Below are 18,151 nucleotides of genomic sequence, written 5' to 3' on the forward strand. Positions count from 1 at the left end.
ACGCTAACGGAAGGTCAAGGATCTGAACTACCGCTGCTGCTGCTCGGGTGCCTAGCGTCGGCGCGTGCTTGCTGCTCTCCTCGCCGCTCTGTCCGGACTCGGGCTGGGGCTCTCGCTCATCGTCGCCATCGGGTCGCAGAACGCCTTCGTGCTGCGGCAGGGGCTGCGGCGCGAGCACGTGGGCGTGGTGGTGCTGGTGTGCGTGGTGTCGGACGCCGTGCTGATCGCGGCCGGCGTGGCGGGGGCGGGGGCGGCCGTGGAGGCGGTGCCGGGGCTGCTGACGGTCGTGCGGGTCGCCGGTGCGGTCTTCCTGCTGGCGTACGGGGTGCTCGCCGCGCGGCGGGCGCTGCGGCCGCCGGCCGTGCTCGAGGCGGCCGGTGCGCGCGGACCGACGTCGGTGCGGGCGGCGGTGGCGACGACCCTGGCGCTCACGTGGCTGAACCCGCACGTGTACCTGGACACCGTGGTGCTGCTCGGGTCGGTGGCGCAGGGGCACGGGGGGCGCTCGTGGTGGTTCGCCGCGGGCGCGGTGCTGGGCAGCGCGCTGTGGTTCCCCCTGCTCGGCTTCGGGGCGGCGCTGCTGCGGCCCCTGTTCGCGTCGCCGCGGGCGTGGCGGGTGCTGGACGGTCTGATCGCGGTGGTGATGGTGGTGCTCGCCGTGTCGCTGGTCGCGGGGGGCTGAGCGCAGGCCCTCGTCGCGAGGAGGGCCCTCGGGACGTGGCCCATCGACAGGAGGGCGGCGGCGGTGTCCGGCATGCTGGGCGCGTGACCTCCTCCTCCGCTGCGCCCCTGCCTGCCCACGACCGGACGGGCGAGGTCGACGGCGGCTCCGCCGCAGGAGGGGTCGACCTCGCGGCGGCGCGGGCGGCAGCGGTCGAGGCGGCGCGGCTCGGCGTGCGGATGGCACGCACGGCGCGGTCGCGGGAGGTCGTCGAGACGAAGGGGCCCAACGACTTCGCGACCGAGGTCGACCGGGCGGTGGAGGCCGCCGTCACCGAGGTCCTGCGGCGCGGCGCGGACGTCCCCGTCCAGGGCGAGGAGCTGAGCCCGACCGAGGACGCGCCGACCCGGTGGATCGTCGACCCGGTGGACGGCACCTTCAACTACGCGGCGGGCATCCCCGTGTGCGCGGTGAACGTCGCGCTGCTCGTGGACGGGGAGCTGGCCGTCGCGGTCACCGCGGGGCTGTCGGCCGGCGTGGAGTCCGGTGGGGGCGACGCCGCCGGAGGGGACGGCGACCTGCCGACCGACGACGTGCTCGTCGCCGTGGTCGGGCAGGGACTGGCGCGGGTGCTGCCGCGGTCGGAGGAGGTCCGCACGGTGAGCCGCGTGGGCGCGCGGGCGTCGGCGGTGACGGTGGGCGACGTCGGCTGGACGACGACCGGACCGTGGCCGGCGGCCGTACGGGCGGCGACGATCGCCGCGGTGGCGCCGGCGGCCGGTCGCGTGCGGATCGTCGGGAGCTCGGCGCTGGAGCTGGCGTGGGTCGCTGCCGGTCGGACCGCCGGCGCGGTGCTGTTCGGCAACAAGCCCTGGGACACGTTCCCGGGGGTCCTGCTCGTGCGCGAGGGGGGCGGTGTCGTCCTCGACGCGCACGGCGAGCCGTGGCGGCCCGGGGCCGACTCCGTGCTCGCGGCCGCGGACGAGGAGACGGCCGCCGCGCTCGTCGACGCGGTGCGGACGGGGGTGCGGACGGCGGAGCGCCGGGCGCTCGGCTGAGGGACGCGGGGGCGACGCGTCCGGCGTCGCGCGGACGTCAGCTCGTGATGTCGGCGGTGGTGAAGCGCGCCCAGGCGAGGGAGCCGAAGACCACGGCCCAGCCGGCCTGCAGGGCGAGGCCGCCGGCCAGGACGTCCCAGCCGACCTGGACGCGCAGGAACTCGGCGAAGTCGAACCAGTGGTGCGTGAGCAGCACGGGGTGGATGGCGTCGAGCTGGGGCAGCGAGTCGAGGACCGTCGAGACCACGGGGACGACGACGGTGGCGGCCATGGCGGCGACCGGGACCTCGGTGAGCGTCGAGAAGAACAGCCCGACGGCGACGAGGCCGATGAACGACAGGCCGACGTAGAGCGCGACGCCGGCGACGCGCAGCGCCCCGTCGGACAGCGGCACCGTGTCGCCGGACAGCAGGGTCAGCGGGCGCACGCCGAACAGGGCGGCCCCGGTGACGGCGGCCACGACGGCGATCGCCGCGACGCACGACGCCGCGAACACGAGCGCGCCGACGGCCTTCACCAGCAGCAGCCGGGAGCGGGACACCGGCACGACCAGCAGGTACCGCAGCGTGCCGGTCTGCGCCTCGCCGGCCACGGCGTCACCCGAGGCGATCGCGATGCACAGCGGCAGCAGGAACGGCAGGCACACGAACAGCGCCGCCACGACGAGGAAGAGCCCGTTCCCGGTCACCTCGCCGATGAAGCCCGGGCCTTGGCCCTGCAGCGCGCTGTCCTGCGTGAGTCGCACGACGAGGCCCAGGATGAGCGGCACGAGCGACAGCCCGACGAGCAGGGCCTGGTTCCGCCGCCGCCCGAGCACGAGCCGGAGCTCGCTGCGCAGCAGCCGCAGGAAGGCCCCCCGGATGGCCGGCGCGTCGGGCAGGAGCGGGCGGTGCGCGGGTCCGGCCGGCGGCGCCGGCGGGACCGCCACGTCAGCGGGCGACATCGAAGCCCTCCCCGGTCAGCTCGACGAAGACCTGCTCCAGGCTCGGTGTGCGCACGGCCAGCCCCTCGACGTCGACACCCGCCCCGACGAGCGCGGCGGTGACCTGGGCCGGTGGCACGTCGCCCAGCAGCGCCTCGACGCCGGTGTCCGTGGTGCGCTGCACGGTCAGGCCCAGCCCGGACAGCACCGCGGAGGCCGCGGGGGCCTGCGCGGTCGGTGTGGTGACCACGACCCTCGCCTCGCTCGGGTCCGCGATCTCCGCCCGTGCCCCCTGCCGGACGAGGTGGCCGCGGCTCATGATGCCGATGTGCGTGCACACCTGCTCGATCTCGGCGAGCAGGTGCGAGGACACGAGCACGGTCGTCCCGTCCGCGGCCAGCTCGCGGATGAGCGTGCGCACCTCCCGCGTCCCCTGCGGGTCGAGGCCGTTGGTCGGCTCGTCGAGCACGAGCAGGGAGCGCGGCCGCAGCAGCGCCGCGGCGAGCCCGAGCCGCTGCTTCATGCCGAGGGAGTACTGCCGGAAGCGCTTGTCGGCCGCGGCGGACAGGCCGACGCGCTCGAGGGCGGCCTCGGCGCGGGCCCGGGACGTCCGCGGGTCGACCGTGCGGTCCGCCGCGTCGATGCGTGCGAGGTTGGCCCGCGCCGACAGGTACGGCTGGAACCCCGGCCCCTCGACGAGCGCCCCCACGTGCGGCAGGACGCGGTCGGCGTCCTCCGGCATGCGCGCGCCGAGGACCTGGACCTCGCCGCTGGTGGGGCGGACGAGGCCGAGGAGCATGCGGATCGTCGTCGTCTTCCCCGAGCCGTTCGGGCCGAGGAACCCGTAGACCGCACCCCGCGGTACGAGGAGGTCGACGTGGTCCACGGCGACCTGCCCGGACCGGAACCGTTTCGTCAGGCCGGTCGTGCGCACGGCTGCCTCGTCGTCGCCGGACCCGGCGGGCAGCGGGACGGGCGCCGGCGAGGTCACCCGTCCGGCGGCGGGTGCGGACGGCGCCCGCACGGGGCCGCCGGTGTGCTCGGCGGTGGGAGGCCTGGTCACGGCCCCAGCCTGGCGCACCCGCACCTCGTCTGCGACGCGGCGCGCCCGGTCCTGTGCCCTCACGAGCCTGCCGTCAGCGCCGGCCGCCGCGGTCCGTCACGCGAGGGCGCGCAGCGTGTCGGCCGGGACGGCGCCGACGAGGACGCGGCCGTCGTCGGTCACGAGGACGGAGACCAGCGCCGAGCTCAGCAGCCGTCCGCCCTCGACCGGCGTCGTCAGCGTGTCGTACAGCGTCGCCGCGTCGAGCTCGAGGCCGACCTGGCCCTCCTCGTCCGTCGGGCGGAACTGCTGGATGAGGTCCTGGGCGGTCTCGCTGCCGATGGTGAGCTGCGAGGACGGGTCGAGCAGGGCCGTCGGGTCACCCGCGACGAGCGCCGCCACGTCCACCCCCTGCAGCTCGACGACGCCGCTCCAGCCCTCGCCGGTGACCGTCGCGTCGCGCGGGGTCGGGAGCGTGCCGTCGGCCGTCGAGGGCTCCTCCTGCGTCGGCACGACGACCTCGCGCACCTGCGTGCCGGAGGGCGGGGAGAAGGTCAGCACCGCCTCGCCCGGCGTCGCGTAGCTGACGTCGGTGAAGCCGAGCTCGAGGGCGGGGGCCGTGGCGTCCTGCGTGCTCCACACCTGGACCCGCAGGGGGACGAAGGTGGACCCGTCGACGTCGACGACGACGCGGTCGACGAGCGTCGCGTCGTCCTTCGGGGTCACGACGACCTCGTACGCCTGCCGGCCGGCGACCGTCTTCTGCTCGCCCATGGTGAACGTCGAGTAGGCCTCGCCGATGCGCAGCGCGGCGCGGGCGGCCTCCTGCGGGGTCGGCAGCTCACCCGTCACGCCGGGCCCGGCGGCCAGCTCGGCGTCGATGCGGGCGGCGAGCTCGGCCGGGAGACGGCCGGCGACGTCGTCCGGCAGGGCGGTGGGCACCGCCGCGGGGTCGAGGGTGGGGAGCGTGCCCTCCTCCGCCATCACGCGCATCTGCTCGTAGCGGGCCCGGCCGGCCTCGTCGAGCGTGTAGTGCACGGCCTCGCCGCTGGTGCTGGAGTAGGTCCAGGCGTCCGCGCCGTCGCGGACGACCGAGTACTCCGAGACCGCGCCGAGGAGGGCGATGCGGGAGCGGTCCACCCCGTCCGTCCAGACCCGCAGGGTCGAGGACCCGCCGAGCAGCGCCGTCGGGTCGGCGCCCGACATCTCGGCCACGGGCACCGACGGCAGGCCCAGGCGCGCCGTGTAGACGACCGTGCCGGAGACGGGCGTGGACTCCGCCTGCGACACCTGCTCGAGCAGCTCCGCGACGGTCACGTCGGGCAGGTCCGTCCCCTCGGCGCTGGCGACCAGCGGCCGCAGCCCGACCGCGCCGCCGACGACCGCCACCGCCACCACCGGCACGGCCCAGCGGGCACGGGTCGAACGGGCGCGGGAGGACAGGGAGCGGGACGAGGGGGTGGGGCTCATGGGTCCCAGGGTCCTCGGGAGGCGCTGAGGCAGCACTGAGATGGGACCGGCGCGGGTGGGACCGACGTCCCGGCCGGGGCGCGCGCCGGCCGTGCGGGTGCCATGCTGCCGCCGTGCGCGTGCTGGTGGTCGACGACGAACGAGGGCTGGTCCGTGCGCTGCAGCGCGGCCTGACGGCGGAGGGCTTCGCGGTGGACGTGGCCTTCGACGGGCTCACCGGGCTGCAGATGGCGGCGGACCGCGAGTACGACGCGATGGTCCTGGACATCATGCTGCCGCGGCTCAACGGCTACGACGTCGTGACGAAGATGCGCGAGCGGGAGATCTGGACGCCCGTGCTGCTGCTCTCCGCGAAGGACGGGGACTACGACGTCGCCGACGGCCTCGACGTGGGTGCCGACGACTACCTCATCAAGCCGTTCTCCTTCGTCGTGCTCGTGGCGCGGCTCCGGGCGCTCGTGCGCCGGCCGGCCACCGCGCGCCCGGCGGTGCTCACCGTGGGCGACCTCGTCCTCGACCCGAGCGCGCGGACGGTCACGCGCGGCGGGGCGCCGGTCGAGCTCACCACGCGCGAGATGGCGCTGCTGGAGTACCTCATGCGCAACGCGGACCGCGTCGTCGGCAAGGTCGAGCTGCTCGACCACGTGTGGGACGGCACGGGCGAGGACGTCAACGTCGTCGAGGTCTACGTGGGCTACCTGCGCCGCAAGCTGGGCCGCGACGTCGTCGCCACCGTCCGCGGTGCCGGCTACCGCGCCGCGGGCTGAGCGTGAGCGCCGCCGCGCGCCACCAGCCGGACCGCCGCGGCCCGGCGTGGCGGTCGCTGCGGGTCCGCCTGACCGTGCTCACGGCCGCGGTCATGTGCCTGGCGCTCGTCGCGGGCGCGTGGACGCTGGGGACGGTGCTGCAGCGGGGGCGGCTGGCCGCGCTCGACGGCATCGTGGCGGCCCGCGTCGACACCGTCGCCGCGCTCGTCGCCGAGGACCGCCTGCCCGACCCGCTGCCGGTCGAGGAGCCGGGGGAGGTCGTGCAGGTCCTCGACGCGCAGGGCCGGGTGGTGGCCAGCTCGTCGACGGCCTCCCGCACGCTGCCCGTGCTGCCCGCCGACCTGCTGTCCGCGGCGCCGGGCGCGGCGGCACCGGACCCGGCCGTCATGACGACCTCCGCCTCGGCGTACGCCGACACCGCCCGGGCGGCCATGCGCCTCGTCGAGGGCCCCTCGGGGCCGGTCACCGTGGTGGCGACGATGCCGCTGACCGAGGTGCGGGGGCTCCTGCGGGCGCTGCAGGTGTCGTTCTTCGGGGTCGTCCCCACGCTCACCCTGCTCGTCGCGATCGCGGTGTGGCTCGTGCTGGGGCGCGCGCTCGGGCCGGTGGACCAGCTGCGCCGGGCGGCCGCACAGGTGGCGAGCACCGGCGGGCGCGGGGTGCTGCCCGTCGGGCGCGACGACGACGAGATCGCCGCCCTGGCGCGGACCCTCAACGACATGCTGGACCGGCTCGACGCGGCCGCGGGACGCCAGCGCAGCTTCGTCGCCGACGCCGCCCACGAGCTGCGCTCCCCGCTGTCGTCCCTGCGCGCCACGATCGAGGTCGCCGCCGACTCGCGCAGCGGCTACACGGCCGAGGAGCTCGCGGAGGACCTGGCGCCGGAGGTGCTGCGGATGGGGGCCCTCGTCGACGACCTGCTGCTGCTGGCCCGTCTGGGGTCCGCGCCGCGGGGCGAGAGGCCGGTGGACCTCGCCGCGGTCGCCGCCGAGGGCGTGGCGGCCGCCGTGGCCGGGGGCGCGGCCACCGACGGCCCCGCGCCCGGCAGCGCGGAGGTGCCCGTGCACCTCGAGGGCGCGGGCGCGACGCGAGGGGATGCGTCCGCCCTGGCCCGCGTCGTGCGCAACCTCGTCGAGAACGCCCGCCGGCACGCGACCTCGCGCGTCGAGGTGCACGTCGCGCCGGGGCTGGTCGTCGTGGACGACGACGGCGGCGGCATCGACCCCGCCGACCGGGAGCGCGTCTTCGAGCGGTTCGTGCGCCTGGACGCGGCGCGCGAGCGGGGGACGGGTGGCTCGGGGCTGGGGCTGGCCATCGCACGCGAGATCGCACGCGAGCACGGCGGGGACGTGGTGCTGGGGGACTCCCCGCTGGGCGGGCTGCGGGCGCAGCTGCGGCTGAGAGCGGGCGACGACCCCGCCGCCGTCGTCCCGCCGCCCGCGGATGCGGTCGCCGACGGGCCGGGGAAGGGTGGGGGCCCGGGGCTGAGTCTTGGCCCGGAGCACGACCACGACCACGACCACGACCACGCAGGAGGAACGATGGGCGACGAGCTGCACAAGGGCGACGAGGTGACGTGGAAGAGCCACGGCCAGACCGTCCACGGCGAGGTGGAGAAGAAGATCACCTCGGACACGGAGGCCGCGGGGCGCACGGTCCGTGCGTCCAAGGACGACCCGCAGTACCTCGTCAAGAGCGACAAGACCGGCAAGGAGGCCGTCCACAAGCCGTCGGCGCTGACCGAGGAGTGAGGCCCGCGGCGCAGGGTCCGAGCCCGGTGGTGGTCGCGTGACGCGCTCGGCGGTGCAGGTCTCGGACCTGCCCTCGGGGCTGAGCGTGCGCATCGACCGGTTCCGGCGCGGTGACGCCTGCCTGCGGGTGTGGACGATGTGGCTCGACGACGCCGACCGGGCCGCGGGGCAGGACCGGCACGACGTCGTCATGGTGCACGGGCTCGGAGCGAGCTCGCAGTACTTCGAGCGGCTCGGGCTCCGGCTGGCGCGGATGGGCACGGTGCACCTCATGGACCTGCCGGGGTTCGCGGCGGTGCCGGCGCCCTCGCGCCCGTTCCGCACGGAGGACTTCGCCGCGGTCCTGCACGCGTGGATGGACCAGGCCGACCTCGTCGCGCCGGTGCTCGTCGGGCAGTCGATGGGTACGCAGGTCGTGACCGAGACGCTGGCGGCGTACCCGGGGAGCGCGCACGCCGGGGTGCTCGTCGGGCCGATCGTCAACGCGGCGGAGCGGTCGGCGACGCGGCAGGCGCTGCGGCTGCTGCAGAGCGCGCCGTTCGAGTCGCACCGCACGCGGTCGGTGGTCGTCTCGGCCTACGGCCGGTGCGCGCCCTGGTGGGTCCGCGCGGTGCTGCCCGGGATGGTCCGGTACCCGATCGAGGAGCGCATCGGGCAGGTGGACGTGCCCCTGCTGCTGCTGCGGGGCGAGCACGACCACGTCGCGCCGCGGCCGTGGGTCGAGCACCTGACGGGGCTGGCGAAGGACGGGCGGTTCGTGGAGGTGGAGGGCGCCGGGCACGGCGTCATCGACGACCACCGCGACGAGGTCGCCCGCCTCGTCGTCGAGCACGCGCGACGATGAGGGCCCTGGTGCGCCTGCTGCGGCGCGGTGCGGCGTGGGCGGCCGACTACGCGTGGATCGTCGCGTGGCAGGCACGCGTGCTGCTGCGGCCCCCGCCCGCCGACCGGTACGCCGACGGGACCGGCACGCCCGTGCTCCTCCTGCCGGGGATCTACGAGACCTGGGGCGTCATGACGCCCCTGGCCCGCGCGCTGCACGACGCGGGCCACCCGGTGCACACCGTGCCCGCGCTGGGCTTCAACAGCGCGGACCTGGCGACCTCCGCCGCGCAGGTGGCCGACCGGCTCGAGAGGCTCGACCTGCGCGGCGTGGTCTTCGTCGCCCACTCCAAGGGCGGGCTCATCGGCAAGCTCGCGCTCACCCTGCCGCGCGTCGAGGGGCGCGCCGCCGGGCTCGTGGCGGTGAACACGCCCTTCGCCGGCTCCGCCTACGCGCGGTGGTTCCCCGCGCGGGCCGTCCGCGCGCTGTCGCCGCGGGACCCGGTGCTCCTCGAGCTCGCGCGGCAGCTGCCCGTCAACGCGCGCGTCGTCGCGCTGCACGCGCGGTTCGACCCGCACGTGCCGGGACGCTCGCGGCTCGAGGGTGCGGTCGACGTCGAGCTGCCCCTCGACGGGCACTTCAAGGTCCTGTCCGCACCGCGCCTGCACCGCGAGGTCCTGCGGGCGGTGGGCACGCTGGGCGCTGCGCGCACGTCCCCCGGCCGCGACGCGCACCGCTGACGAGCACCGCGGCCCGGCTCGTCCCGCGCGTGCCTCAGGCCGCGGGGACGAGCGCGGACGCGAGCGCCGCGACCACGACGCGCGCGGACCGCTCGGCGGCGTCGTCGACGTGCGTGAGGAAGTCGTCGTCGGCCGCCGGGCCGCACAGGTCCGAGATGCCGCGCACGCCGAGGAACCGGGCGCCGCGCAGGAACGCCACCTGCGCCAGCGCGGCCGTCTCCATGTCGGTGCTCAGCGCGTCGGGGTAGTCGGCGCGCACCCTCTCGACCGCCGAGCCGTCGACGAACCCGTCGCCGGACACCATGGCGCCGCGGCGCACGTGCAGGTCGGCGACGGGCGCGGCCAGCGCGGCGTCGACGAGCACCTCGTCGGACGGGAAGGACGGCGGCATGCCGGGCACCTGCCCGAGGGCGTAGCCGAAGACGCGGGCGTCGGCCTGCGACAGCGTGGCGCTGGCCCCGACGACGACGTCGCCCACGCGCACGCCGGCCGCGAGCCCACCCGCGCTGCCCGCGCTGACCAGGACGTCCGCACCCGTGCGCTCGAGCGCGACGGCCCCGGCGCTGGCGGCGGCGACGAGCCCGATCCCCGACTGCACGAGCAGGACGGGCACGCCGGCCAGCCGGACGCGCCACGTCGGGGCGTGCACGGTCGGCGCGACCTGCGTCGACTCCTCGGCCACGGCCAGGAAGGGCGCCGCCTCGTCGGCCATGGCGACGACGACGACGGCCGCCACCTCGTCGCCCGCCCCGAGCACGTGGCCCGCCGTCGCGCGCGGCATCACGGCGTCCGCCGGGACGCCCGGGTCGACCGTCGTCACGCCGTCACCTGGGACCAGCCGTCGCGGGCCGCGAGGAACCCGCGCGCGGCCTCCTGCGCGCCGGTGAGCGTGTGGTTCGCGCCCCACCCGCACTGCACCTCGTTGGCCGCCGGGACCTCGTCGGCCTCGACGACGTCCTGCAGCGTGCGCTCGACGAGGGCGAGGACGTCCTCGTACGCCGGGTCGCCGGACAGGAGGAGGTAGAAGCCCGTCTGGCAGCCCATCGGCGAGAAGTCGACGACGGCGTCGGAGTGGTCGCGCGACTTCTCGGCGAAGAGGTGCTCGACGCTGTGGACGACGTCCATCTCGAGGTGGGCGTGGTTGGGCTGCGTGAAGCGCAGGTCGTACTTCGTCAGCACGTCGCCGTGCGGGAGCACCTTGCGGTCCGCGAGGCGGACGTACGGCGCGGCCACGGTGCGGTGGTCGAGGTTGAAGGACTCGACGTTCCGGCGGGGGACGCCGGCGTCCGACGCGGTCGCGGCCGGGGTGCTGGTGGTCTCGGTCATGTCCCCATTGTGACCCCGGACCGCGACCGCGGCGGGCCCGGGGGCGTCCGCCCACGAGCGTGCGCGCCCGCCGAGCGCGGACTGCCTGCAGGGTCGGGGGAGGATGGGCGCGATGTCCTCCGACCCCAAGCCGCCCGCGCGCGGCGGCGCGCTGTCCTTCCTCACCCCGACCGCGCTGGCGGCCGTCTTCGCGCCGGCCCTGCTGTTCGAGGTCGGCATCGGCGCGGTCATCCCGATGGTGGCGGTGCGCGCCTCGGAGCTGGGGGCGGACCTGGCGACGGCGGGCCTGCTCGCGGCGCTGCTGGCGGTGGGGCAGATCCTCGGCGACGTGCCGGCGGGGGCCGTCGCCGCCCGGCTCGGGGACCGGTGGGCGATGGCCGCGGCCGCGGCCGTGGCGGTGGTCACGCTGACGGTGTGCGCGCTGGCCGACGCCCTGGCCGTCCTCGCGCTCGGCGTCCTCGGCACCGGGGTCACGAACGCGGTCTTCCTGCTGGCCCGGCACTCCTACCTCGCGGAGGTCACACCCGTCGTGCACCGGGCGCGGGTGCTGTCCACGCTCGGCGGGGTCGGGCGCATCGGCATGTTCGTCGGGCCGTTCCTCGGCGCGGCGCTCGTGCACGCCACGGCCACCGCGGCCGCGTTCTGGCTCGCGGTGGTGACGACGGCTCTCGTCGTCATCGTGCTGCTGGCGGTGCCCGACGTGGGCGGCGAGGGGCGCGGACGGCGCGGGACGCTGCGCCGGCGCGCCGCGGGCGGTGCGGCGGGCGGTGCCGCGGGTGCGGGAGCCGTCGCGGGGCGAGGTGCCACCCGGGCCCCGGCGCCCCGCGTCACCGTGCGACGGGTCGTGGCCGACCACGGCCGGCTCTTCGCGACCCTCGGCGTCGGGGTGCTGCTCGTCGGGGCGGTGCGCGGGTCGCGGCAGGTGCTGCTGCCGCTGTGGGGCGAGCACCTGGGCCTCGACCCGGCGGTCACCAGCCTCGTCTACGGCATCTCCGGCGCGCTCGACACGCTCGTCTTCTACCCGGCCGGGATGCTCATGGACCGGCGGGGGCGGCTCGCGGTCGGCGTGCCGTCCATGCTCGTGCTCGGGGTCGCGATGCTGCTCCTGCCGCTGGCGGGCGGGCCGGTGGCGCTCGCGGTGCTCGCCGCGGCGATGGGCCTGGGCAACGGCGTCAGCGCCGGGATCCTCATGACGCTGGGTGCCGACACCGCGCCCGCGGACGTGCGGGCGCAGTTCCTCGGGATGTGGCGGCTCATGCAGGACACGGGGACGGCGGCGGGTCCGCTCGTGGTGTCGGCGGCCGCGGCGCTGGGGTCGCTGGCGGCGGGGGCGCTGACCATGGGCGCGGTGGGCGTCGTGGCGGCGGGGGTGCTCGCCGCGACGGTCCCGCGCTGGACCGTGCACGCGAGCGTGCGGACCCGGGTGGCGGCCGGCCTGCGGGCGGACGGCTCGTCGCCTCCCGGTGCGGGGGAGGTGCAGGGGAGGACGCGATGACGCGGGGCCGGTGGACGACCGGGACGGGCGGGCCGGACGGGCGGGCCGGACGGGCGGGCGGGCGCGACCCGGCGGAGGCGGTGCGTGGCAGGCTCGGGCCGTGAGCCTCGACCCCGCCGCCCTGCCGCCGCACGTGCTCGCGTTCCTCGCGGACCGGCACCTGGCGACCCTGTCCAGCCTGCGCGCCGACGGCAGCCCGCACGTCGTGCCCGTCGGCTTCACGTGGGACGACGAGGCCCGGCTCGCGCGCGTCATCACCTCCGGCGGGTCCGTGAAGGCCCGGCTCGCCGCGCGGGGCGGCCGCGTCGCGCTGTGCCAGGTCGACGGCGGCCGGTGGCTCACGCTCGAGGGCGAGGTGCGGGTGCTCTCGTCGCCCGACGAGGTGCGCGAGGGGGAGCGTCGGTACGCGCAGCGCTACCGCGTGCCGCGGGAGAACCCGGAGCGCGTGGTGCTGGCGGTCGCGGTGGACCGGGTCCTGGGCCGGGTGCCGGCACCGGCGTCCTGACGCCCGACCGCTGCCCCGGTCGTGCGGGGCGCACGGGCGCGCCGCACGATGGACCGGTGACGCCGGAGGGCGTCGCCCGACCCCAGGGAGGTCCGCCGTGCCGAAGACGACCCGCGAGGGCACCGCGAAGGACGACGAGCTGCCGAGCACCGTCGCACGCTCGGACGCCAAGGCCCGGGAGACGTTCGCGAAGACGCACGACTCCGCCGCCGCCACCTACCACGACGAGGGCGCCGCCCACCGCGTCGCCTACGCCGCCCTCAAGCACACGCACGAGAAGGTCGGCGACCACTGGGAGCCGAAGGAGCACGCGGGCCCGTCCGACGAGCGCGCCGCGGGCGGTGGCCCGGACGGCGACGCGCCGACGGCCGGCGGCGTGGACGCGAACGCCTCCAAGGCGCACCTCATGGACGTCGCGAAGCGCCTGGACGTGCACGGGCGGTCCCGGATGACGAAGGACGAGCTCGTCCGGGCCATCGGCGAGGAGAACGACCGCCGGACGGCCGCGGCGCGGGGCTGATCCGGCGGGTCGGACCGACGGGCGGGCCGGCGGGGCCGGCCGGACGGCCGAACGGGTGGCGCGGCCGGCGTGGACGCGTCCCCCGGGACCATCGGCCGATGCGCGGGTGGGGGCGGACCGTCGACGACGAGGGAGAGGACGGCACGAGGTGGCGTGGTGGCGCGGACGGCGGCGCGGAGGGGCGCCGGGGACGGGTGCGGCCGGTGACGACGGGGTCGACGCCGTGGTCGACGCCGTGGTCGACGCCGCCGCGGGGCGGGTGCCCGACCCCCGGCGGTCGGTGGCGCAGTACCTCGTCGACCGCGAGATCGACCGCGAGCGCCGGGAGGGCGGCACCGACCTCGACGACGGGACGCGGGCCGAGCTGCCCGAGGTCCCGCGCGCGCACCCCGACGGCCCGGCGCGCGGCGTGGGGCGGATGGCGGACCGCGGGCGCTGGGTGGACCGCATGCTCGACGAGGCCGTGGCGCGCGGGGAGTTCGAGGACCTGCCGCTGGCCGGCAAGCCCATCCCCGGGCTGACGCGGCACGACCCGGACTGGTGGCTGCGGAGCCTCGTCGAGCGGGAGCAGATCACGGGCGTCCTGCCCGAGGCGCTGCAGCTGCGCACCGACGACGCCCGGCTCGACGCGCGCCTGGACGAGGAGGCGTACGAGCCGCGCGTGCGCGAGGTCCTCGAGGAGTTCAACGCGCGGGTCGTCGAGGCCCGGCGGCAGCTGCTCGGCGGTCCGCCGGTGGTCACGCCGCTGCGGGACGTCGAGCGGGAGGTCGCGCGCTGGCGCCAGCGCCGCGCGGCGCGCTGAGGTCAGCCCGGCAGGCGCAGGGCGTGCACGACCACCGGCGCCGCCGCGCGCACGTGCCACGTCTCGCCGGGCCGCGGGTAGGCGCGCACCGTGTGCGCGCGCCCGTCGACGAAGGCCTCGACGACGCTCCCGTCGACGAGCACGCGCACGGGGCCGGTGCCCGCGCTGCGCCAGACCACGCGGGCGCCCTGCGGGCCGTCGAGCGCGAGGACGAGCTCGGTTCCGGTGCCGGTCGCGCTCGCCAGCTCCTCGTCGAGCACCTCGAAGGCCGCGGCGGCGACGCGGACGTCGGTGCCGGCGCCGAGCCTCTCGCCGCGCAGCGCCTCGACCTCGCGGGCCGGCCACGAGAGCACGTGCCCGTCGCGCACCCCGAGTTCGCGGGGGAACGTCAGCGCTCCCGCCCAGCCCGCCGCGTCCACCTCCGCGGCGTCCCGGTGCTCCCACGTCCAGCCGACGAGCACGACGCGGTCGGGCTCGACGAGCGCCTGCGGGGCGTAGAAGTCGGGGCCGTCGTCGAGCAGGACGGACGTCCGCGGCCGGAACCGCGGGCCGCCGCCCGGCGTGCCGACGGCGCCGAGGTGCACGTCGCCGACGATCGCCGCCACGGGTCCGAGGACCGCGTCGGACGCGCCGGAGGGGCCGAGGCGCCAGCGCGACACGACGAGCACCCAGGCCCCGTCGACCCTGACGAGCTGCGGGCACTCCCACATGTGCCCGGGCGCCCACGGGTCGTCGGTGCCCGTGCCGGCCAGCAGCGTGCCGGCGTCCTGCCAGTCGTGCAGGTCGTCGACGAGGAAGACGCGGACCACGGGCGTGTCCTCGACCGTCCGGCCGGCCTGCAGCGCCCACCGGTGCCCGCCGAGCGTGACGAAGAAGGGGTCGCGGATCTCGAAGAGGCCCGCGTCGGCCGGCATGGGGCACACGACGTCGTCCTCGGCCGTCCAGGCCGCGAGGTGCGGGTCGGCGGGGTCGTCGGGCGTCGCGAGGACGACCCCGGCGGATTCCGGACGGGTGCGGACCGCGGTGTAGGCGAGCACGGGCACGTCGTCGACGACGACCGCCGTGCCGCTCCAGCAGCCGTTGGCGTCGGGGCCGTCGGGACGGGGCGCCAGGGCGACCGGCTCGTGCTCCCAGCGCACGAGGTCGGTGGAGGAGGCGTGGCCCCAGTGGATGTCCGCGTGCCGCGGGCTGTGCGGGTTGAGCTGGTAGAAGAGGTGCCAGCGGCCGTGGTGGCGCAGGAAGCCGTTGGGGTCGTTCACCCAGCCCGAGGACGGGCGCAGGTGCAGGTGGGGATAGGGGTCCAGCGCGGGAGCGGGTGCGGCTGCGGGTGCTGTCGGGCGGGGGGCGACGTCGTCGTCGCTCGCGTGCGGGCTCACGGGTGGCTCCAGCGGTCAGACCATCGGGCGGGCGCGGGACATGCGCGGACCGTACCGCGGGGCGCGGCCGCTGCAGGTGATCTCGAGCAGGCGGACGACGCGCTGGCGCCACGGCCGCCACGGCTCGAGGAGCCGGACCATGCCGGCGTCGTCGGTGCGCTCGCCCGTCAGCGCCCAGCCGACGGTGTGCGCCAGGTGGAAGTCGCCGACGGACACCGCGTCCGTGTCGCCGAGCACGCGGCACGCGACCTCGGCGACGGTCCACTCCCCGATGCCCGGCACGGTCAGCAGCCGGCGCCGCGCCTCGTCGACGGGCAGGTCGACGGCCTCCTGCAGCCGGTGCGCCACGGTCATCGCGCGGCGGACCGTGCCCGCGCGCTTCTCCTCCACGCCGGCCTGCCGCCACTCCCACACGGGCAGCTCGCGCCAGACGGCGGCGGGCGGCGGGACGCGCAGTCCCGCGGGCGCCGGCCCCGGGGCGGGCGTGCCGTGCCGCTGGACGAGCCGGCGCCACGCGGCGAAGGCGTCCGCGCCGACGACCTTCTGCTCGAGGACGGCCGGGACCAGGGACTCGACCATCCCGCCGGTCCGCGGGACGCGCAGCCCCGCGAGGCGGCGGTGCGCGTCGTGCACGACCGGGTGCAGGTGCGACGGGAGCGCGTGGGAGTCGTCGCGGGCGCCGAGCAGGTCCGGCACGCCGGCCACGGCGTGCTCCGCGCCGGGTCCCCAGGCCTGCACGTGGACCCCGTCGGTGCGCAGCTCGAGCCGACGGGTGGCCGGGCCCAGCGGCGTGAGGGTGGCCTGCCAGAGGGCGCCGTCAGGCGTCAGCCGCCAGGCCGGGTCGCCGGCGCCGCGGCGCAGGAGGCCCGTCGTGCGGCGCACGTCGACGGGGGCGGCCGGGCGGTAGACGTCGACGAGGGGCGCGTCCCCGGGGTGATCGGACGGGGCGTCGTCAACGGTCGCGCCACGGACGCCCGGGGCGAGGGCCGTCACGGCCGGCCCGTCGGCCGCGCCACCGGCCGCATCACCGACGGCATCACCGGCCGCATCATCGGCCGCGCAGGCGGTCGATGACGCGCCGGTCGCGCTTCGTCGGGCGGCCGGCACCGCGGTCGCGCTGGGCGGCCAGGGCGACGTGCTCCTTCGGCGGTGCGGCGGGGGTGCGGTCGAGGTAGCACGTCACGGCGACGGGCGCGCCGACGCGCTTGACGATCAGCCGCTGCACGACGACGACGCGCTCGCGGTCGCCGACGCGGGCGCGGACCTCGTCGCCCGGCACGAGGGTCGTGGCGGGCTTGGCGCGCTCGCCGTTGACGCGCACGTGCCCGCCGCGACAGGCGGCGCCGGCGGCGGACCTCGTCGGGAACAGGCGGACGGCCCAGGTCCACGCGTCCACGCGCGCCTGCACCACCTCCGCCATACGCCCAGGTTCTCACGGCCGGCGGGGAGGTGGTGAGGAGCAGGCGCGAGGGGCAGGGGCGGCAGGCCGACGGGCGCCGTCCGGGCGTCGGGCGGGAGGTCGCGCCGCGGGGACGGACGTACGGTGGCGGGCATGACCACCCCCGCCGGCACCGGCTCCCGCATGCCCACCAGCCCCGACGACCGCCGTCCGCTGCGGCACCGCGGCACCCTCGCGGTCGTCGGCGGACGCGTGGTCCCCGTCGTCGGGGAGCCGGTCGAGGGTGGCACGGTGCTCGTCGTCGACGGGCGGATCACGGCGGTCGGCGCGGCGGACGAGGTCGCGGTCCCCGCCGACGCCGAGGTCGTCGACGCGACCGGCCGCTGGGTGCTGCCGGGCTTCGTCGAGGCGCACGGGCACGTCGGCCTGCACGAGGAGGGCGAGGGCGTCGCGGGGAACGACACGAACGAGATGACCCGCGTCAACGCGGCGGCCGTGCGCGCCATCGATGCGGTCAACGTCGACGACGAGGGCTTCCGCGACGCGCTGGCCGGCGGCATCACGTCCGTCGTCGTGAAGCCGGGGTCGGGCAACCCGATCGGCGGGCAGTCCGTGGCCATGAAGACGTGGGGCGGGCGGACGGTCGACGAGCAGGTCATCCGCGACGCCGTGTCCGTGAAGTCGGCGCTGGGGGAGAACCCGAAGCGCGTGTGGGGCGAGCGCAAGCAGACCCCGCAGACCCGGCTCGGCACGGCGGCGGTCATCCGCGAGGCGTTCGTCGCCGCGCAGCACTACCGCGACAAGCGGGACGCCGCGGCCGCGAAGGACGAGCCGTTCGCGCGCGACCTCACGCTCGAGACCCTCGTGCGCGTGCTCGACGGGGAGCTCGTCTGGGACCAGCACACGCACCGCCACGACGACATCGCCACGGCGCTGCGCCTGGCCGACGAGTTCGGCTACCGCCTCGTCGTCAACCACGGCACCGAGGGCCACAAGCTCGCCGACGTCCTCGCCGAGCGGGACGTGCCGGTGGTGTTCGGGCCGATGTTCACGAGCCGGTCGAAGGTGGAGCTGCGGGACCGGGGCATCGAGCACCTGGCGGCCATCGCGGCGGCGGGCGTCCGCATCGCCATCACCACCGATCACCCCGTCGTGCCCATCAACTTCCTCGTGCACCAGGCGACCCTGGCGGTGAAGGAGGGCCTGCCGCCGACGACCGCGATCGAGGCGCTGACCGTCAACCCGGCGTCCTTCTTCGGCCTCGAGGGCCGCATCGGCGCGCTGGCGCCGGGGCTCGACGGTGACCTCGTCGTGTGGTCCGGCGACCCGCTGGACGTCACGTCGCGCGCCGAGCGCGTCGTCATCGAGGGGCGCACGGTCTACACGTGGGACGCGGCCGCCGGCCGCGGGGTCGTCGTCGAGCGGTCGGAGCGCTTCGGCCGCTGACCCCGGTCGACCCGGAGGCCCACCCCGGCCACGACGAGGCCCGCCGCC

At 77.0% G+C, this 18,151-nt stretch carries 19 protein-coding genes; 11 read left to right on the plus strand and 8 right to left on the minus strand.

Translation table 11 applies throughout. The features are described from left to right. Nucleotides 1-64: 64 nt before the first annotated feature. Both BM048_RS00775 and BM048_RS00780 read left to right on the plus strand, forming a co-directional pair. Nucleotides 65-682, plus strand: a complete 618-nt coding sequence (locus tag BM048_RS00775; protein WP_090029859.1) for a LysE/ArgO family amino acid transporter — start codon at nt 65-67, stop codon at nt 680-682. A gap of 83 nt (nt 683-765) precedes the next feature. Beyond that, the gene (locus BM048_RS00780; RefSeq protein ID WP_090029861.1) at nt 766-1,719 is read left to right on the plus strand and encodes an inositol monophosphatase family protein; all 954 of its coding nucleotides are present in this window, start codon (nt 766-768) and stop codon (nt 1,717-1,719) included. Between the two features lie 37 nt (nt 1,720-1,756). Here BM048_RS00780 and BM048_RS00785 read toward each other — a convergent pair whose 3' ends face one another. The 3 genes from BM048_RS00785 to BM048_RS00795 form a co-directional block, all read right to left on the minus strand. After that, nucleotides 1,757-2,662 (minus strand): ABC transporter permease, encoded by a 906-nt coding sequence (locus BM048_RS00785; protein WP_090029862.1) that lies wholly within the window; start codon nt 2,660-2,662, stop codon nt 1,757-1,759. Beyond that, complete coding sequence (locus tag BM048_RS00790) at nt 2,649-3,608, minus strand: ABC transporter ATP-binding protein (protein ID WP_373308403.1); 960 nt, start codon at nt 3,606-3,608, stop codon at nt 2,649-2,651. Before BM048_RS00790 ends, BM048_RS00785 begins: the two co-directional genes overlap by 14 nt. A gap of 192 nt (nt 3,609-3,800) precedes the next feature. Continuing rightward, nucleotides 3,801-5,153 (minus strand): hypothetical protein, encoded by a 1,353-nt coding sequence (locus BM048_RS00795; protein ID WP_090029864.1) that lies wholly within the window; start codon nt 5,151-5,153, stop codon nt 3,801-3,803. A gap of 113 nt (nt 5,154-5,266) precedes the next feature. On the opposite strand from BM048_RS00795, the gene BM048_RS00800 reads away from it, so the two are divergent. From BM048_RS00800 to BM048_RS00815, 4 genes are read left to right on the plus strand one after another with little or no spacing between them, the layout of a single operon-like run. Then, complete coding sequence (locus tag BM048_RS00800) at nt 5,267-5,920, plus strand: response regulator transcription factor (protein WP_090029865.1); 654 nt, start codon at nt 5,267-5,269, stop codon at nt 5,918-5,920. 2 nt (nt 5,921-5,922) lie between these two features. Further along, the gene (locus tag BM048_RS00805) at nt 5,923-7,671 is read left to right on the plus strand and encodes an HVA1 family protein (RefSeq protein WP_090029866.1); all 1,749 of its coding nucleotides are present in this window, start codon (nt 5,923-5,925) and stop codon (nt 7,669-7,671) included. A 37-nt stretch (nt 7,672-7,708) separates the two neighbouring features. Continuing rightward, entirely contained in the window at nt 7,709-8,515 is an 807-nt protein-coding gene (locus BM048_RS00810) for an alpha/beta fold hydrolase (RefSeq protein WP_090029868.1), read from the plus strand. Further along, nucleotides 8,512-9,234, plus strand: coding sequence for an esterase/lipase family protein (locus BM048_RS00815; protein WP_090029869.1), 723 nt, complete (start codon nt 8,512-8,514; stop codon nt 9,232-9,234). Before BM048_RS00810 ends, BM048_RS00815 begins: the two co-directional genes overlap by 4 nt. A gap of 34 nt (nt 9,235-9,268) precedes the next feature. On the opposite strand, the gene mtnN is transcribed toward BM048_RS00815, so the two are convergent. Next, nucleotides 9,269-10,054 (minus strand): 5'-methylthioadenosine/S-adenosylhomocysteine nucleosidase, encoded by a 786-nt coding sequence (gene mtnN / locus BM048_RS00820; RefSeq protein ID WP_239078701.1) that lies wholly within the window; start codon nt 10,052-10,054, stop codon nt 9,269-9,271. Next, a complete protein-coding gene (locus tag BM048_RS00825; RefSeq protein WP_090029871.1) occupies nt 10,051-10,560 on the minus strand; it encodes an S-ribosylhomocysteine lyase in 510 nt (169 codons plus the stop codon). Before BM048_RS00825 ends, mtnN begins: the two co-directional genes overlap by 4 nt. A 112-nt stretch (nt 10,561-10,672) precedes the next feature. Here BM048_RS00825 and BM048_RS00830 point away from each other — a divergent pair, with 112 nt between their 5' ends. The 4 genes from BM048_RS00830 (at nt 10,673) to BM048_RS00845 (ending at nt 13,882) form a co-directional block, all read left to right on the plus strand. Continuing rightward, the gene (locus BM048_RS00830) at nt 10,673-12,055 is read left to right on the plus strand and encodes an MFS transporter (RefSeq protein ID WP_090029872.1); all 1,383 of its coding nucleotides are present in this window, start codon (nt 10,673-10,675) and stop codon (nt 12,053-12,055) included. Between the two features lie 100 nt (nt 12,056-12,155). Continuing rightward, entirely contained in the window at nt 12,156-12,560 is a 405-nt protein-coding gene (locus tag BM048_RS00835; protein ID WP_090030399.1) for a PPOX class F420-dependent oxidoreductase, read from the plus strand. 97 nt (nt 12,561-12,657) lie between these two features. Next, nucleotides 12,658-13,080, plus strand: a complete 423-nt coding sequence (locus BM048_RS00840; protein WP_090029875.1) for a ChaB family protein — start codon at nt 12,658-12,660, stop codon at nt 13,078-13,080. A gap of 223 nt (nt 13,081-13,303) precedes the next feature. Beyond that, entirely contained in the window at nt 13,304-13,882 is a 579-nt protein-coding gene (locus tag BM048_RS00845) for a DnaJ family domain-containing protein (protein WP_239078702.1), read from the plus strand. A 2-nt stretch (nt 13,883-13,884) separates the two neighbouring features. On the opposite strand, the gene BM048_RS00850 is transcribed toward BM048_RS00845, so the two are convergent. Genes BM048_RS00850 through BM048_RS00860 form a run of 3 tightly spaced genes read right to left on the minus strand, consistent with a single transcriptional unit; the run spans nt 13,885 to nt 16,678 of the window. Then, the gene (locus BM048_RS00850; RefSeq protein ID WP_175499163.1) at nt 13,885-15,258 is read right to left on the minus strand and encodes a glycoside hydrolase family 32 protein; all 1,374 of its coding nucleotides are present in this window, start codon (nt 15,256-15,258) and stop codon (nt 13,885-13,887) included. A 15-nt stretch (nt 15,259-15,273) separates the two neighbouring features. Continuing rightward, the gene (locus BM048_RS00855) at nt 15,274-16,251 is read right to left on the minus strand and encodes a DNA-3-methyladenine glycosylase family protein (RefSeq protein WP_239078703.1); all 978 of its coding nucleotides are present in this window, start codon (nt 16,249-16,251) and stop codon (nt 15,274-15,276) included. Nucleotides 16,252-16,306: 55 nt separating this feature from the next. Next, on the minus strand, nt 16,307-16,678 hold the full coding sequence (locus BM048_RS00860) for an RNA-binding S4 domain-containing protein (protein WP_090029879.1): 372 nt from the start codon (nt 16,676-16,678) through the stop codon (nt 16,307-16,309). A 162-nt stretch (nt 16,679-16,840) separates the two neighbouring features. On the opposite strand from BM048_RS00860, the gene BM048_RS00865 reads away from it, so the two are divergent. Continuing rightward, the gene (locus BM048_RS00865; protein WP_090030404.1) at nt 16,841-18,103 is read left to right on the plus strand and encodes an amidohydrolase; all 1,263 of its coding nucleotides are present in this window, start codon (nt 16,841-16,843) and stop codon (nt 18,101-18,103) included. Nucleotides 18,104-18,151 lie beyond the last annotated feature (48 nt).

Source organism: Cellulomonas marina, from assembly GCF_900111925.1.
GTDB classification, from domain to species: domain Bacteria; phylum Actinomycetota; class Actinomycetes; order Actinomycetales; family Cellulomonadaceae; genus Cellulomonas; species Cellulomonas marina.

Excerpts from the sequence above, each read along its gene's own strand:
- BM048_RS00785 (WP_090029862.1), bottom strand. The coding sequence starts at position 2,662 with ATGTCGCCCGCTGACGTGGCGGTCCCGCCGGCGCCGCCGGCCGGACCC.
- BM048_RS00795 (WP_090029864.1), bottom strand. The coding sequence starts at position 5,153 with ATGAGCCCCACCCCCTCGTCCCGCTCCCTGTCCTCCCGCGCCCGTTCG.
- BM048_RS00815 (WP_090029869.1), top strand. The coding sequence starts at position 8,512 with ATGAGGGCCCTGGTGCGCCTGCTGCGGCGCGGTGCGGCGTGGGCGGCC.
- BM048_RS00825 (WP_090029871.1), bottom strand. The coding sequence starts at position 10,560 with ATGACCGAGACCACCAGCACCCCGGCCGCGACCGCGTCGGACGCCGGC.
- BM048_RS00830 (WP_090029872.1), top strand. The coding sequence starts at position 10,673 with ATGTCCTCCGACCCCAAGCCGCCCGCGCGCGGCGGCGCGCTGTCCTTC.
- BM048_RS00860 (WP_090029879.1), bottom strand. The coding sequence starts at position 16,678 with ATGGCGGAGGTGGTGCAGGCGCGCGTGGACGCGTGGACCTGGGCCGTC.
- BM048_RS00865 (WP_090030404.1), top strand. The coding sequence starts at position 16,841 with ATGCCCACCAGCCCCGACGACCGCCGTCCGCTGCGGCACCGCGGCACC.